Annotated in this window: 15 protein-coding genes; 7 read left to right on the top strand and 8 right to left on the bottom strand. The window is 22.1% G+C overall.

Going from position 1 to position 18498, the window contains the following annotated elements:
* Positions 1-100 precede the first annotated feature (100 nt).
* From ACZ5EC_RS00155 to rpmH, 7 genes are all read right to left on the bottom strand, one after another.
* Positions 101-445, bottom strand: a complete 345-nt coding sequence (locus ACZ5EC_RS00155) for a hypothetical protein (RefSeq protein WP_464302948.1) — start codon at positions 443-445, stop codon at positions 101-103.
* 6 nt (positions 446-451) lie between these two features.
* Positions 452-2083, bottom strand: coding sequence for a tRNA uridine-5-carboxymethylaminomethyl(34) synthesis GTPase MnmE (gene mnmE, locus ACZ5EC_RS00150; protein ID WP_464302947.1), 1632 nt, complete (start codon positions 2081-2083; stop codon positions 452-454).
* A gap of 14 nt (positions 2084-2097) precedes the next feature.
* Entirely contained in the window at positions 2098-2754 is a 657-nt protein-coding gene (locus tag ACZ5EC_RS00145; protein WP_464302946.1) for a Jag family protein, read from the bottom strand.
* Complete coding sequence (yidC, locus tag ACZ5EC_RS00140) at positions 2754-4508, bottom strand: membrane protein insertase YidC (protein ID WP_464302945.1); 1755 nt, start codon at positions 4506-4508, stop codon at positions 2754-2756. The genes ACZ5EC_RS00145 and yidC overlap by 1 nt, the downstream gene beginning before the upstream one ends.
* A gap of 18 nt (positions 4509-4526) precedes the next feature.
* Entirely contained in the window at positions 4527-4727 is a 201-nt protein-coding gene (yidD, locus tag ACZ5EC_RS00135) for a membrane protein insertion efficiency factor YidD (RefSeq protein WP_464302944.1), read from the bottom strand.
* 16 nt (positions 4728-4743) lie between these two features.
* Entirely contained in the window at positions 4744-5091 is a 348-nt protein-coding gene (rnpA, locus tag ACZ5EC_RS00130) for a ribonuclease P protein component (protein WP_464302943.1), read from the bottom strand.
* 433 nt (positions 5092-5524) lie between these two features.
* Positions 5525-5689 carry a 50S ribosomal protein L34 gene (rpmH, locus tag ACZ5EC_RS00125; RefSeq protein WP_464302942.1) on the bottom strand — a complete coding sequence of 55 codons (165 nt, stop codon included), beginning with the start codon at positions 5687-5689 and terminating at the stop codon, positions 5525-5527.
* Between the two features lie 513 nt (positions 5690-6202).
* On the opposite strand from rpmH, the gene ACZ5EC_RS00120 reads away from it, so the two are divergent.
* The 7 genes from ACZ5EC_RS00120 (at position 6203) to dnaA (ending at position 14922) form a co-directional block, all read left to right on the top strand.
* Positions 6203-6712, top strand: coding sequence for a hypothetical protein (locus ACZ5EC_RS00120; RefSeq protein ID WP_464302941.1), 510 nt, complete (start codon positions 6203-6205; stop codon positions 6710-6712).
* 67 nt (positions 6713-6779) lie between these two features.
* On the top strand, positions 6780-6983 hold the full coding sequence (locus tag ACZ5EC_RS00115; RefSeq protein WP_464302940.1) for a hypothetical protein: 204 nt from the start codon (positions 6780-6782) through the stop codon (positions 6981-6983).
* A 178-nt stretch (positions 6984-7161) separates the two neighbouring features.
* Positions 7162-8841: a S41 family peptidase gene (locus ACZ5EC_RS00110; protein WP_464302939.1), complete on the top strand. Its 1680-nt coding sequence runs from the start codon at positions 7162-7164 to the stop codon at positions 8839-8841.
* 31 nt (positions 8842-8872) lie between these two features.
* Positions 8873-9139: a hypothetical protein gene (locus tag ACZ5EC_RS00105; RefSeq protein ID WP_464302938.1), complete on the top strand. Its 267-nt coding sequence runs from the start codon at positions 8873-8875 to the stop codon at positions 9137-9139.
* 94 nt (positions 9140-9233) lie between these two features.
* A complete protein-coding gene (locus ACZ5EC_RS00100) occupies positions 9234-11015 on the top strand; it encodes a S41 family peptidase (RefSeq protein WP_464302937.1) in 1782 nt (593 codons plus the stop codon).
* A gap of 4 nt (positions 11016-11019) precedes the next feature.
* Positions 11020-12333 (top strand): hypothetical protein, encoded by a 1314-nt coding sequence (locus tag ACZ5EC_RS00095; protein WP_464302936.1) that lies wholly within the window; start codon positions 11020-11022, stop codon positions 12331-12333.
* Between the two features lie 1146 nt (positions 12334-13479).
* Positions 13480-14922, top strand: a complete 1443-nt coding sequence (gene dnaA, locus ACZ5EC_RS00090; RefSeq protein WP_464302935.1) for a chromosomal replication initiator protein DnaA — start codon at positions 13480-13482, stop codon at positions 14920-14922.
* Positions 14923-14937: 15 nt separating this feature from the next.
* On the opposite strand, the gene dnaE is transcribed toward dnaA, so the two are convergent.
* Positions 14938-18444: a DNA polymerase III subunit alpha gene (gene dnaE, locus ACZ5EC_RS00085; RefSeq protein WP_464302934.1), complete on the bottom strand. Its 3507-nt coding sequence runs from the start codon at positions 18442-18444 to the stop codon at positions 14938-14940.
* Between the last annotated feature and the right edge of the window lie 54 nt (positions 18445-18498).

The raw sequence follows: 18498 nt of genomic DNA, 5'->3' as shown, positions 1-18498 counted from the left end.
AAATAAAAAAATCAATATAATGATAATAAGGTTATAAAAAAATGATATTTGGAATGTAATGAAATGATAATAAGATTATAAAAAATAAGATTATAAAAAGCTATAATTTATAATAATATTTTTTAAAATCGGATTTTAATCTTCCCTGCCGTTTTAATAACATTACCCTCTCAAATACCTTTTTATATAAATATTCCTGTTCTCCTTTAAAATCAATAAAATGTATATTATTTTTTAGCATGTCTGTATTAAATTCAGTTACTATCAATATTATGAAATGTTTTAAAAATGTATAAGAAATTTTATTTATTCCAGTTAAAGAAATATCAATAAACAGAGTTTTTTTTAACTCTTTTTTAATAAATCTAAAAAGAATCTCTGCATCTGAAATTGATACAGCAATATCTGTATGGATTATATTTTTTAAATAAAAAAGATATGGCATTGTTTATTACTTCCCAAGGCAAAAATTAGAAAAAATTGCATTGTACAAATCTTCATTATAATTTTCACCTGTTAAATCATATATCTTTAACATAACTTCCCTTAATTCAAAAGCAATAATATCATATGGTGACTCATTAATTATTAACTTTTTTATCTCTTTTATTTTATTATAAATCTCTTTAAGTAATAGTTCTTCTCTATAAGATTGTACATAAGGAATTTCTCTTGATAATAAAATGTTTTTAAATAATTTTCTTGATAATATTTTGTTAATATTTTTAATTTGATTTTGCTTTTCAATTGTGTTAATAAATTCAAAATTCTCTTCAAAATTAACATTAATACCAAGCTTTTTGAATTCTATTAAGTTAGAAACAATATTATCAACATATTTATATTTTTTATTTAAATTAGTTGATTTTTTTTCTAAAGAACCATTATTTTGATTTAAATCATTTTCATTATCTTTTTTAATATTATTTTTAATATAATTATTAATATTATTTTTAATATAATTATTAATATCATTTTTAAAATTATTTATTTTTAAGTTTTCTTTAATCATTCTTAATAATTCATTATCTCCTATTAAATCAGATTTATTTACAAAAACTATCAATTTATCTTTATATTTTTTCAAAAATTCAATATTATTTTTAGTTATAATAATATCAGGAGAAATTAAATATATAAAAAGATCAGCAGATTCTAATAATTCAAATACCCTTTTAATTCCAATTTGTTCTATTTTATCTTTTGTTTCCCTGATTCCTGCAGTATCAAACAATTGTACAGGAACTTCATTTATTTTAATGTATCCTTCAATAAAATCTCTTGTTGTACCATGAATATCAGATACTATTGCTCTATCTTTTTCCAGAAGTAGATTAAAAAATGATGATTTTCCAACATTGGTTTTTCCAAGAATCACTATTTTTACATTTGAATTTAAAAGCAACCCCATATTTGCATTTTTTAGTAAAGTTTCATTTAGCTTTTCAACCTGGTTAAGAACTCCAAGTAACTCATTTTTATTTAAATCCAGTTCAAAATCTTCCTCTTCAGGATAATCAAGCACAGCTTCATAATAGGAAGAAACATATAATAATCTTTTTTTTATTTGTTCAATTTTTTTTGAAAATCTTTTTTCAACATTTTGAATAGCCAATTTATGAGAAAGTATTGTTTTTGCATTAATAAGATTATTTATTGCTTCTGCCTGGATAAGGTCAAGTTTACCATTAATAAAAGCAATTTTTGTAAATTCACCTGGTTGCGCGAGTCTGAATCCTAGTGAATATAACAAATTAAAAACAAGTTTAACAATAACTTGAGAACCATGCAACTGTAATTCAATAAGATCTTCACCTGTATAAGAATCAGGTTTTTTAAAATATAAAAAAATCAGGTCATCTATTTTTTTTTCAGATAATTCTTCCTTTCGTATAGAACCATATTTTTCAGAATAAATAGAACTATAATATGCATATCTTGGTTTAATTTTTTCAGGTAAATTGGCATTTTTAATTTTTAAATAGGGGAAGAGCTTTTCTAAGCTTCCTTCCCCACTAATTCTTATAATTGAAATTGCTCCAATTCCTGGAGGTGTTGAAATAGCAAAAATTGGTTGATCCATTTTTAGCTTCTAATTTAATAATTTTTTCTTTTATTTTTGTTAACAGGAATTATTTTTAATCTTTTGTATCTATTATTTCCTTCAGATTCAGTATATACATCAGGGTCGTCCTGTAATGTCATATGTATAATTTTCCTCTCATAAGGTTCTAATTGTTTGAAAATAAATACTCTTTTAGTTTTTTTAACTTCTTCAGCTTTTGTTATAGCAATTTCTTTTAAAAAATTGCTTCTATGAAGCCTATAATCCTTACAATCCAAAACAATTCTAGGATCAAAATTTAAAGATTTTTTTATCATTGTATTTAATAATAATTGAATAGATAATAATATTTTAGCCTGATTTTTTACAAATAAAAAATCATTATCAGTTTCAATTCTAATAAAACTATAATTATCTTTTAATATAGGATAAAAAACTTTTCCATTAACTCCAATATATTCAAAAAAAGTTTTTAAAATATTTTCTGATAATTCATAAATATTATCGAAAAATTCATCTATCTCTTTTTTTGCCTCAACCTGTATAATAACTTTTTCTGAAAAAAGCTTTTTTTTCTTTTCAAGAACCTTATATTTTAATTCATCTTCTTTCAACCCAAGAGAAACTGAAGCTTTTTTAATAGCTTCCTCAAGATTCTTTCCTTCAAAATTTATATTAGTATATGGCATTAACTTTTCTCCTGTTGAATTTGTTTCAATTTTAAATCTTCTCTATAATTTGTATATAAATTTTCAATCAATGTCAATAAACTCATAGTTGTCCAATAAAGAACCAGACCAGCTGACATATTGTAAAATAGGAATAAAAATAGTAATGGCATTAAATAAGTCATCATTTTTGTCTGCATTTTTTGTTCTGGATTTGCAGCTACCTGACCTTTTGATTGAATTTCAGATTGGAATAAAGATACAATTGTCATTACAATTGGTAATGCTCTTATACTATTTCCAATTAATGGTATACTAAATTTTAAAGTATAAATCACATCTGGATTGGATAAATCTTTAATCCACAAAAAAGAAGAGTTTCTTAATGATAGGTTGTATAGTAAAGAATTAAATAAAGCAATTAAAAATGGTAATTGCAACAATAGTGGTAGACACCCAGACAATGGATTAACACCCTCTTTTTTATAAAGGTTTGAAATTTCTACCTGAGCTTTTTGAGGATCACCTTTATATTTATCCTGAATCTCTTTTATTTTTGGACCAAGAACTGACATCTTTTTCATTGAAACCATAGATTTATGTGTAAAAGGATAAAGCAATATTTTTATAACTATTGTTAGCATAATTATTGCTATACCCCAATTATGGAATATCGCATACAATACATTTAAAAACCAGTTAAATCCAATTACCAGCCATGAAAGCCAGCCACCAGAAGTAGCTACAGTTTTAAATGTATCATCATATGCAGAAACAAGTTTTCTATCTTTAGGTAAAAAATAAATTTTAAATTTATAAACATTCTCAATTAATTCAAAACTATCTGGAACAATATTTAATTCAATATCATACTTATTGTATTTTGTAACATTTATATTGTAATTATTTAAATCATCTCTTTTAATTATCATTGCAAAATAGAGATTTGATACCGATACCCAATCAAACTTGTTTATTTGATCTAATCTATTATTTTTCAATCCAATTTTGGAATACCTTTTATTGAAAAAAACTGAGAATACCTGCCTATTATATCTACTTGAAAGAATATCTTCTGGGCCTAAAAGATATGCCCAGGAAATTAAAGACAACAACTTTGATTTATTAAAATATGGAATATTATTATCAAGCCCTTTTATTTTAAATACAAGAGAAACCTCATAATTATCATTAAATCTATAAATTTTATCAATTTCAACTGGTTTCCCCTTATCATCAGCAATAATGGTTTTAAAAAACATTGTTTTATCATTGGATAATTCTTTAATATATTTAAACTTGGTTTTTTGTTCAACTTCCATTGTTTGACCATTTAAGAATAATGTTTCAATGGGATTAACATCATTCAATCCCTGTTCCACCCTATCATTATTTGGAACTACTAAATCACCACCAGAGAGATCTTCTCTTTCATATTTTTTAAGTCGATAACTTAATATTTTACCACCAAATGAAGAAATTTTTGTATAGATAAACTTGTTGCTGAATTCAACAATTTTCTCTTTTTTCCCTTCTAATAATACAGGAACTTTTTCTTCATTTTTTTTTGTAGTTTTAGTTTCTTCATTGACATCTTTACTTTGATTTTCTACATTATTTTGTGTAGAAGTTTCTTTTGTAACATTTTGTTCTGTTTGAGTAGAAGTATTTTGTTGTGGAGTTGGTTGAGTAGTATATTTTGGTACAAAGAAAATAAAATAAATCATTATAAACAAAAATGAAACAACTGTAAAAATGATAGTATTTTTCTGCATAAAATCACCCCTATTTTCTTATGGAAGGGGATCGTAGCCTCCAGGATGAAAAGGATGGCATTTTAAAACTCTTTTTGTAGAAAGATATAATGCTTTAGGAAAATTATATTTTAAAAATGCTTGTTTTGAATATTCAGAACATGTTGGAGTAAATCTACAAGTTTTAGGTAAATGTACAGAAATTGCTTTTTGATAAAAGAATATAAAAAATAAGAACAATTTTTTTATAACTAAATCAATTATATGAAAAAATTGCTTTAATAAATTTAACAATTTCTTCTTCAGCATCTTTATAGGAACCATCCTTTTTCTTAACAATTACGAGAAGGAGACCTCCCCTTTCTGCTATATTTTTATTTTTTCTAATTATTTCTCTAACCCATCTTTTTTCACGGTTTCTTATAACAGCATTACCAATTTTTTTTGAAACCGATACACCAAACTTTAAATTATTAAAAAGATCATTATTGTAATAATAAAAGAAAGTATATTTCTTTCCCTTATAAACCCTTTTTCTTTTTAATAAAATGTTAAAATTGGTTTTACCTCTAAGTCTATTGTATTTATATAATTTTTGATTCAATTTTATTCTTAAACTTTTTTATTTTAATTTTTCTTTTTTTTAACTTTTTTTTAATTTTTTTTATTGTATTTTTTCTATAACTTTTCTATTTTGAACTTTTTTATTTTAATTTTTACTTTTTTGTTACAACATATTACATGAATTATTTAATTTTAAAGTCTATACTGGATAAATAATTTATAACAAAAAAATATAAAATTTTTAATTCTTTTAAAATTTAAAAATTACTCAAAATAATATAAAAAACATTACAAATACAATACTAAAATATATTAAAATAATACTAATAAAAAACTTTTTATAAATATAAAAAATCTTTTTACAAATAACAAAAATTAAATGATTAAATATTAAAGAACATTTAAAAATCAACAATCAATTATATATAAATATATTATATAATCTTGTTCAATAATTCTTTAACAATCCTATTTTAATAAGTTGTTTTTGCAATTTTTTTACTTGAAACTGTTAAAACAGTTCTACCTTTTTTTCTTCTTCTTGCTAAAACTTTTCTCCCATTTTTTGAAGCCATTCTAGCTCTAAATCCATGTCTTCTGATTCTTCTGGTATTATGTGGTTGGTAAGTTCTTTTCATTTACAATCTCCTGTATCTCTTTATTCATTTTTTAAATCGTATTTAAACTTTATTAAATTTTTTTTTAATTATAAGATATAATTCTTTAAAAGAATTATAATACATATCTTCATAAAAGTAAATTGCTTCAAAAAAGTATAAAAAATTTCAATAAAGTCAAGAAAAATAAAAATTGGATAAATTTTTTATTGTTTAATCTTTTAAATAAAGAATTAATAACAATATCCAGATAATTATAATTTTTTCTTTCTCATAATATTTTATTTTTCTATAATAATTTCATATCATTTATAATTTATATTTTTCAAACAATTTTTATCTTACAATTAATTTTATAAAACTCCTAAATAAAAAATGTCCCCCTACCTTTCTGAATTAACCTATAAATTAAACTGTTGACAATTAAAAATAAATTATATAATTGATGGTTGAGTATAAATTCTTATATAAATTAATAAATAAAATATGAAAAATAAAATAAATTTTTAAATTTTTTAAAAAAAGGGGAAGAATATGACACAAATTGAAAATATTAAAAAATTACATTTAAGCAACTATACAATAATAACAAAAATAGAAAAAATTAATAAATATTTACTTTTACACGGGTTTAGTGGAGCTATTTCTTTAGTTTCAGAAAGACTTGGAAATATTTTGATTAATAATAAGATTGAACAATTGAATAAAGATGAGATAGATTATTTTAAATCAAAATATTTTATAACAGATAAATCTTTATTTGAAGAAAAAGAAGAATTAAAAAAAGCATATAACAAATTTGAAAAGATTTATAAAAAAGGTGCAGGATGCAGTGCAAGAGCATATAGAAAAATAGGCACCATATTTTCAAAAGATTGTGGGGAAATTGATAAATATTTTCCAGAAATTGCAAATAAAGCAGTAATTCAGTTTTTAAATGAAAAGGATAATGAAAAAAATATTATAACTAATAATGATAATAATATAGAAAATAATAATAATGATAAAAAGTTAGATAAAAAAGAAGAAGTAAAAGAAAAATAATTTTTTAATCCTTTTAAGTGGCCACTTTAAGGATAAATTAATAAAATAAAAGTAGTGGAGGTTCTTTATGAGTAAGGAAATTATGGACTTAACAGAAGTTATTGTTCAGGATTTAACTGTTCAAGAACTTGAAAAAAGGATGGAAATGAGCAAAATAACACCAAAAGTTATACCATGTGGTAGATGCGATACACAAGGTTGTGGTGTTCCTTATTATATTGGTAAATGTGATGGTTGGCTTTGGTCTTCAACTTGTCCTTGGAATATTTAGATTTTATTCTAAAGTATGTACATATTGTTATTGTAATATTTGTATGTATAATTAATATTTTTTTAAGCTAAAAGCCTTTTAAAAGAGGCTTTTAGCTTTTAATTATTTAATTTATTTTCCATGTTATATTTTTATATATATAATAATATTTGTTATAAATTTTAAAGGAAAGATAAAAATGAAAAAAATTAGAAATGCTTTAAAAAAATATTTTAAAAAAATTATTTTATTTTTATTTATTTTTTCACTTTTGTTAATCTTCATAGATTTGTTTTTTAATGTAAAATTTTTCAAATATTATAAAAACTATTATAGTAAAAACATAAAAATCATAAATCTAAATAATTTAAAAAATGATTTAGAAAAAAGAGAAGTTCCAGAAAAGATTAGCAAATCATTTTGTTTAAAAGATTTAAAAATTTTAAAAAGTAATATTATAAAAATAATTCCCTATCCATTTGCAAATGTTGATAAAAAAACATTTGAAAATGAATATAAAAATGCAAAAGAAAAGATTAAAAACTATAAACAAAATATGATTCCAGTTTCATATTTTTATGATATATGTTTCGATTTTTTAAATAGTTTAAAAATTAGCCATGCAACAATGTTTCCTATATGGTATTATAATGAAATATCAGAAATTGTTAAAAATAAATATAAAACAGTGTTAGTTAAAATTTTTTATGATATAAATTCAAATAATATTTATTTAACAGGATACTATGATTTAAAATCAGAACAATTTAAAATAATAAATAATAAATGGAGAATTGATAAAATAAATGGAATTTCTAAAGATTTAGTATTTGAAAAAATGTATAATAATACAAATATATATAATAAGAAAAGTAGTATAAAAACAATATTTGAATCAAATGGTGCAATTGATTATATTTATTTATTCCACAAAATATTTGAAAATCCTGAAAAATTTGTATTTGATATATATGATGAAAATGAAAAGAAAAAAATAAAATTAATTTTAAAAACAAAAAATCTTTCTTATTATATAAATAATTTAGATAAAATAAAAAAAGATTCTGAAAATAATTTTTCAATAAATACAGAAAAATATTTTGAGATAAAAATATTTGATGATAAGTTAAATAAATTTTATGTTTCAGATAAATTAAAAACTATATATATTAAATTTATAAGTTTTGGTGGAAATGGATTTGGAGGTTTAATATATAATTTAAGGGATATTAAAAATATAAAGGAAAAATACAACATTGAAAATATTATAATTGATATAAGAAATAATCCAGGTGGAAATTTTGATAATGGAAAATTTTTAAATCAGTATTTATTTAAAAACAGTTATTATTTAAAAATTCCTGAATTGGTAAAGATTAAAAAAAATATATTATTATATTATCCTTATGAAAATTATTATACTTATTTTAAAAATAAACAAAATAGAATAATTAATTTTAATTTATTTGAATATTTTAAAATTAATAAATTTAAGATCATTTTTAAATCTAACATAAATTTCGAAAATATAAAAAATTTTCATTTATTTAAAAGTTATTATTTAATTCAAAATTTAAGCAGTTTATCTTCTTCTATGCTTTATAGCTTATTATTTAAAAAATACAATTTAGGAAAAATAATAGGAGAAGAAACAGGTGATTTGAGATCAATAAATGGCGATCAAACATTTTTCTATCTTCCTAATTCAAATCTTATTTATTGTTTACCCATATTATTTAATTTACCTTTAAATTATAATAATAAAAAGCATGGAGTATTGCCAGACATTGAAGTTCATCAAACTATTGATGATTTACTGAAAGGTAAAGACACTATTTTAGAATATACATTAAATTTAATTGAAAAAGAAAGAAAATAAAATTGTTTATTATTTAAAAAATAAATTTTTTATGAGTAAAGAAATTATTGACTTAACAGAAGTTATTGTTCAGGATTTAACTGTTCAGGAACTTGAAAAAAGGATGGAGATGAGCAAAATTAACAGGTGTTTTATTGAAATTTGTCCAGATAAGTGTGAAGGTAATTGTCCACACTTACAACAATGTGATACATATGAACCATGTAGTGGTCATTGTGGTGGGTATAAACCTTGCATGGCTCATGAGTGTGCAGCTCATTGTTCAGATTTATGCGGTCTTGAATGTAGAAGAATCTAAAATAATTATCCCCCTATAAAATGGGGGGTAATTATTTTATTATAGATATTATTATAAAAAGTTTTTATAATTATATTTTTATAAGGAAGTATTAATGAAAATATTAAAAAAAATATTTAGTATTATTTTATCATTAATCTTTATTTATGTTATTATAATATCTATTTTGTATTTACATAATCTATACATTATTAAAAAATATAACATAATATCTTATGATGAAACAAATAAAAAAATAGATTCTAAATATTTTTTGATTAATAAAAGTTTTTCAAAAAATGATGCTCTTTATGATATTAGATTTTTAAAAAAAACAATATTGAAAATATATCCTGACCCTTATTTTTTCATTTCAAAAGAACAATTTGATAATATTTTTAAACAAGATGAAAAAGAGATAGAAAAGTTAAAAAAAATTGATAGAATTTCATTTTTTAAAATTGTTAATAAAACAATATGTTCTTTAAAGGATGTTCATGCATCTCAATGGATAATGGAAAATATGTTTTTTAAATATCTTTATAATTATAAAAAATTGTTTCAAGCAAAAGTATTTATTGATAATGATAATAATGTTTATTTATTAGATTTTGTGGATGATGAGCAAAAAAAGATATTAATTGAAAAAATTGCTTCAAAGGAAAATATTAAAAAAGATAAAATAAATTTAAAAAATTATAAAATAAAAATTGTTTCAATAAATGGAATAAAAATTAATGATATTTTAGATTATCTTTCAGATTATGAAAATTTATATAAAAAGCAGATGAGAATAAAAAGTTTAAATTATGATTTTATATATAAATTATATTATCTTTTTAGAGATATAGATTTTTACAATACAAAAATATATATAGAGGATCTGGATTTATTTTTTAATCTTAAAATAAAATCAAAAAATTTAAGAACAAATAATAATATATACTATCCATTATATAACTTTTCTAAATATAACAATTCTTATAAATTTAATATATTTTTAAATGGTTTTGAACATTATTATGAAAATAAAACATTATCAATGTCCATAAATTACGATAAAAAAATAGCTTATTTGAAAATAAATCAATTTGATTTTTTGAATGATGAGTTATTATTTAATTCTAAAATATTAAAAGGATATGTTTTTAATAGATTTAATAAAGATTATTTTAAAAAATATGTTTATTTGAATAAAGATACATATACTGCATATAAAATTGTGGAACATTTTAATAATTTTTTTAAGATTATAAAAGAAAATGGAATAAAATATCTTATTATTGATATTAAAAATAACCCAGGAGGTTTTGGTTTTAGTTGTAATTTTTTAATAAGAACTCTTTTTTATAAATTTAACAATGATATAAAATATAATATAGATAAAAAAAGTATAAAGAATTTAAGTATAAATTTTTTTAATAAAAATTTTTTAATTTTTTATTTTTTATGTATGAATGGTAAATATAAACTTTATTTAATTAATTTCTTACCTTATATATTATATTTTAATTATTTAAGTGATATTGAGAAATGGTTTACAAAAAATGCAAGTAAAAATTTAAATTATAAAAATTTGAAAATATTTTTAATTCAAAATTCAAATATATTTTCTGCTGCAAAATATTTTAGCTACCTATTTAAAAAATATAATTTTGGAAAAATTATAGGAGAAGAGACAGGGGAAATTATCAGAGGAACAGCAAATCCTAACATTTTTATTCTTCCAAAAACAAAATTAATTTATTATTTACCTTTTTATATAGTTCAGGACGAAAATATATTTCATGGTGTATTACCAGATATTGAAGTTCATCAAACTATTGATGATTTATTAAAAGGAAAAGATACTATTTTAGAATATACATTAAATTTGATTGAAAAAGAAAGAGAATAAAAATATGGAACTAAAAGATAAGAAGCTAATATCAATTGAAAAAAAATTTATTACAATTTTAAATTTATATCTAAGAAAAGAGATATTTATCTCAAATTTAGATACAAGCCTTAAAGTTAATTTCTATTTTTTAAAATATAAAAATAATTATTTAATACTTTCTGAAAAAGAGAAAAAAATAATTGAAAACTTTTTTAATGAAAATAAAATTTATGAAAATAATAATTTTTTAAATGATACTATTTCAAATAATTATAATCTTTTAAATATATCAAATGATGTTAAATTAACATTTGAAAGAATATACAATTTTATAATTGCTGCTAAAGATAAAAACAAATCTTATATTTCTTTAAGAGTTCCTTTATTAAAGGGTAAATTATTACTTATTATCTCAAATATATTCAAAATATTTTTTAATAAATTTTTTTATTTCTCAATCCTTCCAGTTTTGTTAATAACTTTTTTATTGGTTATATTAAAATATAAAATGATTGTTCAAAGTGCGACCTCATTAAAAGGATTTGATTATATTTATTTATCAGTAGCATTAATTTTTACAACTTTTTTACATGAATTTGGACATGCTGCAGCATTAAAATATCACAATAAAACTCCTTCTATTATTGGATTTGGGTTTTATTTTTTTATGCCTGTTTTTTATTCTGATGTAACAGAAGTATGGGAACTTTCAAGATTCAAAAGGTTGATAATTGATGCAGGTGGATTCTATATTGAAATGATATTTGCAATAATTTCAATGTTACTTTTTTTCTTTTATAAAAAATATGATTTTTTTATTATTTATTCAGGTTCAATTTGTTTTTCAATCCTTTATTCTTTTAATCCATTTATTAAATGGGATGGCTACTGGATTTTAACAGATCTATTGGGATTATTTAATTTGCATGATTTTTCAAAAAAGTTTTTTAAATATCTATTTGAAGATTTTAAAAAATTTATAGAAAATAAAAAAGATAATAATTTTGCAAAAACAAAAACATTTCTATCTTTAATAAAAAGTCCAGAAAGGTATTTCTTTATTTTCTTTTCCTTCTTTACATATGTTTACTTAGGGTATTTTTATTATATATTTTTTGTTATGATTAAAAATATACTACCTGTTTATTTGAAGCAATTGTTTTTAACATTTCAAAATATCTCATTATCAAATATTAATTTAAATATTATTATTGATATTTTATTTAAATTTATTTTTATATCTGGAATGTTGTTTTTTATATTTAGAATATTAAAATCGATGTTTTCTATCTTATCAAAACAAATTCTTTCTTTTTTAAAAAAGCAAACTCAGTAAAATATTTTTTTATGGCAAGTGCAATTAATAATAAAATTTGAAGTTATTATATTAAATAAATAAATAAAAACATATATATCCTAATTAAAATTTCTCGACTGAATTACAGTTGCTAAAGGCTAAAGAATAAATTTTATTCCCGTGGTTGGTGCAGTTAATAATAAAATTCGAAAATATTGTATTTTTAAATATTTAATTAAAATAAATAAAAGTTATATATCTATCATTGTTAAAATTTTTTGAACAATTGTTAGTTGTCAAAAACTTACAAGTTATTAATTATGTTTTTGTTTTTATGAAAAATAGATTGAAATAAAATTTTACATAACTAACTTAGCGATAAAAATTTACGAGGTTAGTGCAGATAATAATAAAAATTGAAATTATTATATTTAATTGAATAAATTAAAACAATATATATCATAATTGAAATTTTTCGACTGAATTGTAGTTGTCAAAGACAAAAGAGAATATTTCTTTTTCCGTGGCAGGCACAGATATTTAAAAAATAAGAATTATTTAATTAAATAAAAATTATATCTATCCTGATTAAAATTTTTTGAGCGGATTTCAGTTGTCAAAGACTAAAGAGAAAATAATGACTTCGTGGTAGGTGCAGTTAATAATAAAATTGAAAATTATTGTATTTATATATTTAATTAAAATAAATTTGAATTATATATCTATCATTATTAAAATTTTTCGAGTGGATATCAGTTGCCAGAGGCTAAAGAGAATAAATTTTTTGTTTTTTATTAATGTTTAAAAAGGTTAAACTAAAAGAATTAGATAACTGACCTAATGAGAAAAATTTTAATAATGATAGAATTATTTCTTACTTATTTTTTAAATATCTTAAATAATTTCAATTTTATTATTAACAAAAAGGATTTTTTTTAAAAATATTGTTGATATTTATTTTATTAAATATATAATTATTTTGCTACGGTACTGGTTGTTAATAAATTGTGAATAATAGTTGTTAAAATATTAAACAACTTTGAAATAATAATTATATTATTTTATAATATCATTAAAAACCTTTATTATCAAAGGTTACAATAATTTTAGCAATATTTAGTGTTTAATTTTTTATACCGTTATAAAATTTTGTATTGTGAATAATTTGTGAATGGAGATAGAATTATGCAACCTGAAATCTGGAATGATATCATTAAATACTCTTTATCTAAAGGGATTATAGATGAGTATTCTTATAATATATGGTTTAAAGATCTTAATGTTGATATTAAAAATGATAAAATTGTTGTTAAATTCCCTTCCAAAATAATGAAAGATAAATTCGAAACCTCATTTTTTCCACAAATAAAAGAAGCATTAAAAGAATTTAATGGGAATTCACCTGAATTTGAATTCGCAATTGGTAGAACCAGCAGTAAAAAAAATATTAGCAATCAAAAAAGCGATTCAAATAAAAATGCTAATGATAAAAGTTTAGAGTCAAAAGCTTACACAAAAAATACTACTACTAAGAAAACTACAAAATATAAAAAAACAAGCAAACTAGAACATACTTTTTTTAAATATAATCAAATAGATAACTTAAATCCAAGATACACATTTGAAAATTTTGTTATTGGAAAAAATAATGAATTTTGTGCTGCTGCTGCACAACGTGTTGCTAAATATCCAGGTCAAAACTTTAATCCACTTTTTATATATGGTGGATATGGTTTAGGGAAAACACACATACTTCAAGCTATTGCTAAATATATAGTTACACATTACCCTGAAAAAAATGTTGTTTATATGCCTGTTGACCAATTCATAAATGAATTCATCTACGCTTTGCAAAATAAACAGATGGAATTTTTCAGGTTAAAATATAGAAATGCTGATGTATTATTACTTGATGATATTCAATTTTTAGAAAAAAAAGATGCTTCAATGGAAGAATTTTTTCATACTTTTAACATCTTGCATCAATCTCAAAAACAGATGGTATTCACATGTGATAAACCCCCTAAAGATTTAAAAGATTTTGAAGATAGAGTAAGAAACAGAATGGAATGGGGATTAACTGTATCAATCACACAACCTGATTTTGAAACTAGAATGGCAATATTAAGAAAAAAAGCTGAACTTGAAAATAGAGAAGTTAATCCAGATATAATCAGTTTTATTGCTAAAAATGTTAAGTCTTCTATTAGAGAATTGGAATCTGCATTAATAAAAATTTTTGCATATTGTGATATTTTTAGTATAGATACAACTAAAATTTCACTTGAACAGGCAAAAGAAATTTTAAAAGACCAATTAAAATATTTCAATGAAACAAGAATTGTTCAGGTTGAGGATATTATTAGAAGAGTAGCTGAAGTTTTTAAGGTATCAACTATAGACATCAAATCCAAAAAAAGAAATAGATCCATTTCTCTAGCCAGAAATGTTGCAATGTATATCTCAAGAGAGTTAACTCCAACATCCACAACTGAAATAGGATTATCATTTGGTGGAAAAGATCATACAACTATCATTCATGCATCCAATAAAATTGCAAAATTAATGAAAGATGACAAAATTTTAAAAGCTACAATTGAATCTATTATAAAAGATTTACAATCCTGAGATTGTTTTTTAAATCTATTTAGCTTTTTTAATTTCAAAATGGTTAAGTATATTAATATCAGTTATAATACTTATTTTATTAAGTTTGTCTTTTATCTTATTAAAATCCACCTTGTTTTTAAGTAAGACATATCCTTTTTCACCATCTATTTTTAAATATACTTTTGTATTTCCATAATTTTTATCAATAATATTTTTAAGTTGCAATAGCTCTTCATTAAAATTACCTATCTTATTGTACTCTTTGTTTATATTTATAATTATTTCAGGAAAATCTAATTTTTTAATATTTTCTTTATCAATAATCTCTTTTAGAATAAACAAAGAACTACCAGTATAACTATTCTTTCTTAACATCATTTTAAAACCAAAAATCTGGAATTTCTTATCAACATATGAGGAAATATCATTATTACTTCCATTACCATTAAAGCTGAACAATCTCACTTTATCATAATATGTATTTACATCAAAGATATAATAATTTTTCCCATCCTTAGAAATTCTAATCTCGCTATTTTCAATTAATCCAATAAAAAAAATCTCTTTACCATCTTTATAATTTTCTTTTATTAATTCAAAATTAAGATCTTTATTATAATATCCAATCTCATTCAGATAATTTTTAAATGGAGTTAAACTTATAAGATCTCCTAAATACTCTTTTTCATATTCATAAATAGTTGCTCCATCCCAGGGAACAATATCACTATACTTTTTTATTAAATTTTGGTAAAAGTTTTTATCAAGATTTTCCTTTTCATCAGCAAAAAGACCAAGTTCCCCTTTAGATGAATCAGAAGAATAACTTATAAGTTCACTAACCATTTCAAAAAGTTGAGACCTTGTAATTCCTGTCCAATCCATTGCACCTGCAATTATTAATGATTCTAAAACTCTTTTGTTCACTTTCGATGTATCAACTCTTTTAACAAATTCTATAATAGATTCGAACTCTCCATTTCTTTCTCTCTCTTTTACAATTGCTTCAGCAGCAATTTCCCCTACTCCCTTAATCGCACTTAACCCAAATCTAATACTTTTCCCTTCTATTGAAAAATGAATCTGAGATTTATTAACATCAGGTTTTAATATTTTTATATTTTGTTTTTTTGCATCTTTAATATATTTTGAAACATTCTTTATATCATTTTCAGTTGACCTTAAAATTGCTGTCAAATACTCTATAGTATAATTTGCTTTTAGATAAGCAGTATAAATTGTTATATAAGCATAGGCTGCAGAATGAGATTTATTGAAACTATATTCTGCAAATTTTTCAATATTTGAAAATAATTCTTCAAGTTTTTCTCTATCATGTCCTCTTTTTACACCTTGTTCAATAAATTTCTCCCTTAATTGAGCCATAAGTTTTTTCTTCTTTTTAGCTGTAGCTTTTCTTAAAAGGTCAGCTTCTCCCCTTGTAAATCCAGCTAATACCCTGCTAATATTCATTAATTGTTCCTGATAAACTATAACCCCATATGTCTCTTTTAATACAGGTTCAAGTTCAGGAAAAGGATATTCTATTAAATCTTTATTCCATTTTCTTTCTACATATTGTTTTACATATCCAGAACCAAGTGGACCAGGCCTATATAATGCTAAAACAGCGATTATCTCTTTAATATCATCAGGTTGTAATTGTTTTAAAAGTTGAATCATTCCAGTACTTTCAACCTGGAAACACCCAACAGTATTTCCAGATTTTAAAAGGTCAAATGTTTTTTTATCATCCATAGGGATATCTTCAAGTTTTAAAGCAATTTTATGTCTTTGTTTTATTAATTTAAATGCTTCATCTATAATAGAGAGATTTCTAAGACCAAGAAGATCCATTTTTAAAAGCCCTAAACTTTCTAAAGCATCTTTTTCATACTGGGTAGCATAATTTCTTTTCTCTATATCCGGCACAAATAAAGGCACAAGGTCCATAACAGGTTCAGGTGTAATAACAACTCCTGCAGCATGAAGTGATGTATGTCTTAATAAACCTTCAACAAATTTGGCATATTCATAAAGTTTTTTGATTTTTTCATTACTATCAACTTCTTTTCTAAAATCTTCATCTTCTTTATAAGCTTTTTCCAGACTACTTTTTGTAATTAATTTTGTAAGCCTTAAGCTTTCAGTAGCTGGAATATCCATAGCTCTAGCACAATCTCTTAAAGCATTTTTTGCTTTTAACTGATCAAATGCAGCAATTGATGCAACTTTATCATTCCCATATTTTTGTTTTATATAATTTATAACTTCTTCTCTTCTTGTATCCTGTACATCAATATCTATATCAGGCATTGAAATACGATCAGGATTTAAAAATCTTTCAAAAAGTAGATCATATTTTAATGGATCAATATCTGTTATACCAAGAGAATAAGCAAGTATAGAACCTCCTGCTGATCCTCTTCCTGGTCCAATAAAGATGTTTCTATCCTTTGCCCACTTAATGAAGTCCCATACTATAAGAAAATATCCAGCAAACCCCATATTTACAACAACTTCATACTCATAGTTAAATCTTTCAATGATCTCATCATTTAAATTTTTGTATCTTCTTTTTAACCCTTCATAAGCAATATCTTTTAAATATTTTTCAGTTGTAGTTCCTTCGGGGATTTTGAATTTTGGTAATTTATATTCACCAAATGTTAAATTTACATTGCACATCTCCATTATTTTCAAGGTATTTTGAAAAGCTTGAGGAACATCAGGAAAAACTGCTTTCATCTCTTCATATGATCTGAAATACAATTTATCAGATGTAAATTTAAATCTATCAGTATCTTTTAATGATTTTCCAGTTTGAATTGCAAGCAAAATATCATGATAAACATGATCCCCTTTATGTAAATAGTGGTTATCATTTGTTACAACTAATTCAATCCCATAAACTTTAGATAATTCTATTAATTTTTTATTAACAAGTTTTTCATCAGAAATATCATGATCCATTAATTCGAAAAAGAAATTTTCTCTTCCAAAAATATCAATATAGTCGCCAATTACCTTTTTTAATATTTTTTCTTTTTCCTCATCTGTTTTATCTTTTCTTCTAATATTATAAGGAATTTCACCAGCAAGACATGCTGACATCCCAATAAGTCCTTTTGAATATTTAGAAAGCAACTCTTTATCAATTCTTGGTTTATAGTAAAACCCTTCTATATAAGCTAAAGAAGATAACTTTAACAAATTTTTATAACCTTCATTATCTTTTGCAAGAAGAATTAGATGGTGATTTAATGGTTTTCTATTTCCATTTTTATCAATTTCTTTTTTCTTATCAAATCTAGAATTAGGAGCAACATAAAACTCCTGCCCTATTATTGGTTTAATATTTTCTGAAATCGCAGCTTTATAAAAATGAATTGCACCAAACATATTACCATGATCAGTTATTGCAACTGCAGGCATTCCCATTGATGATGCTAATTTAACAAGTTGATCTACTTTACATGCTCCATCAAGCAAAGAATATTCAGTATGATTATGTAAATGCACAAAAGGAGTTTCTATCATATTAAAATCCTGTTAATTAATATTTTCATATTTTTTGTATAATTTTTATTACTA

This window comes from Exilispira thermophila (genome assembly GCF_055389015.1).
The sequence above is the reverse complement of the archived record's forward strand: the minus strand, read 5'-3'. Positions and strand labels throughout refer to the sequence as shown.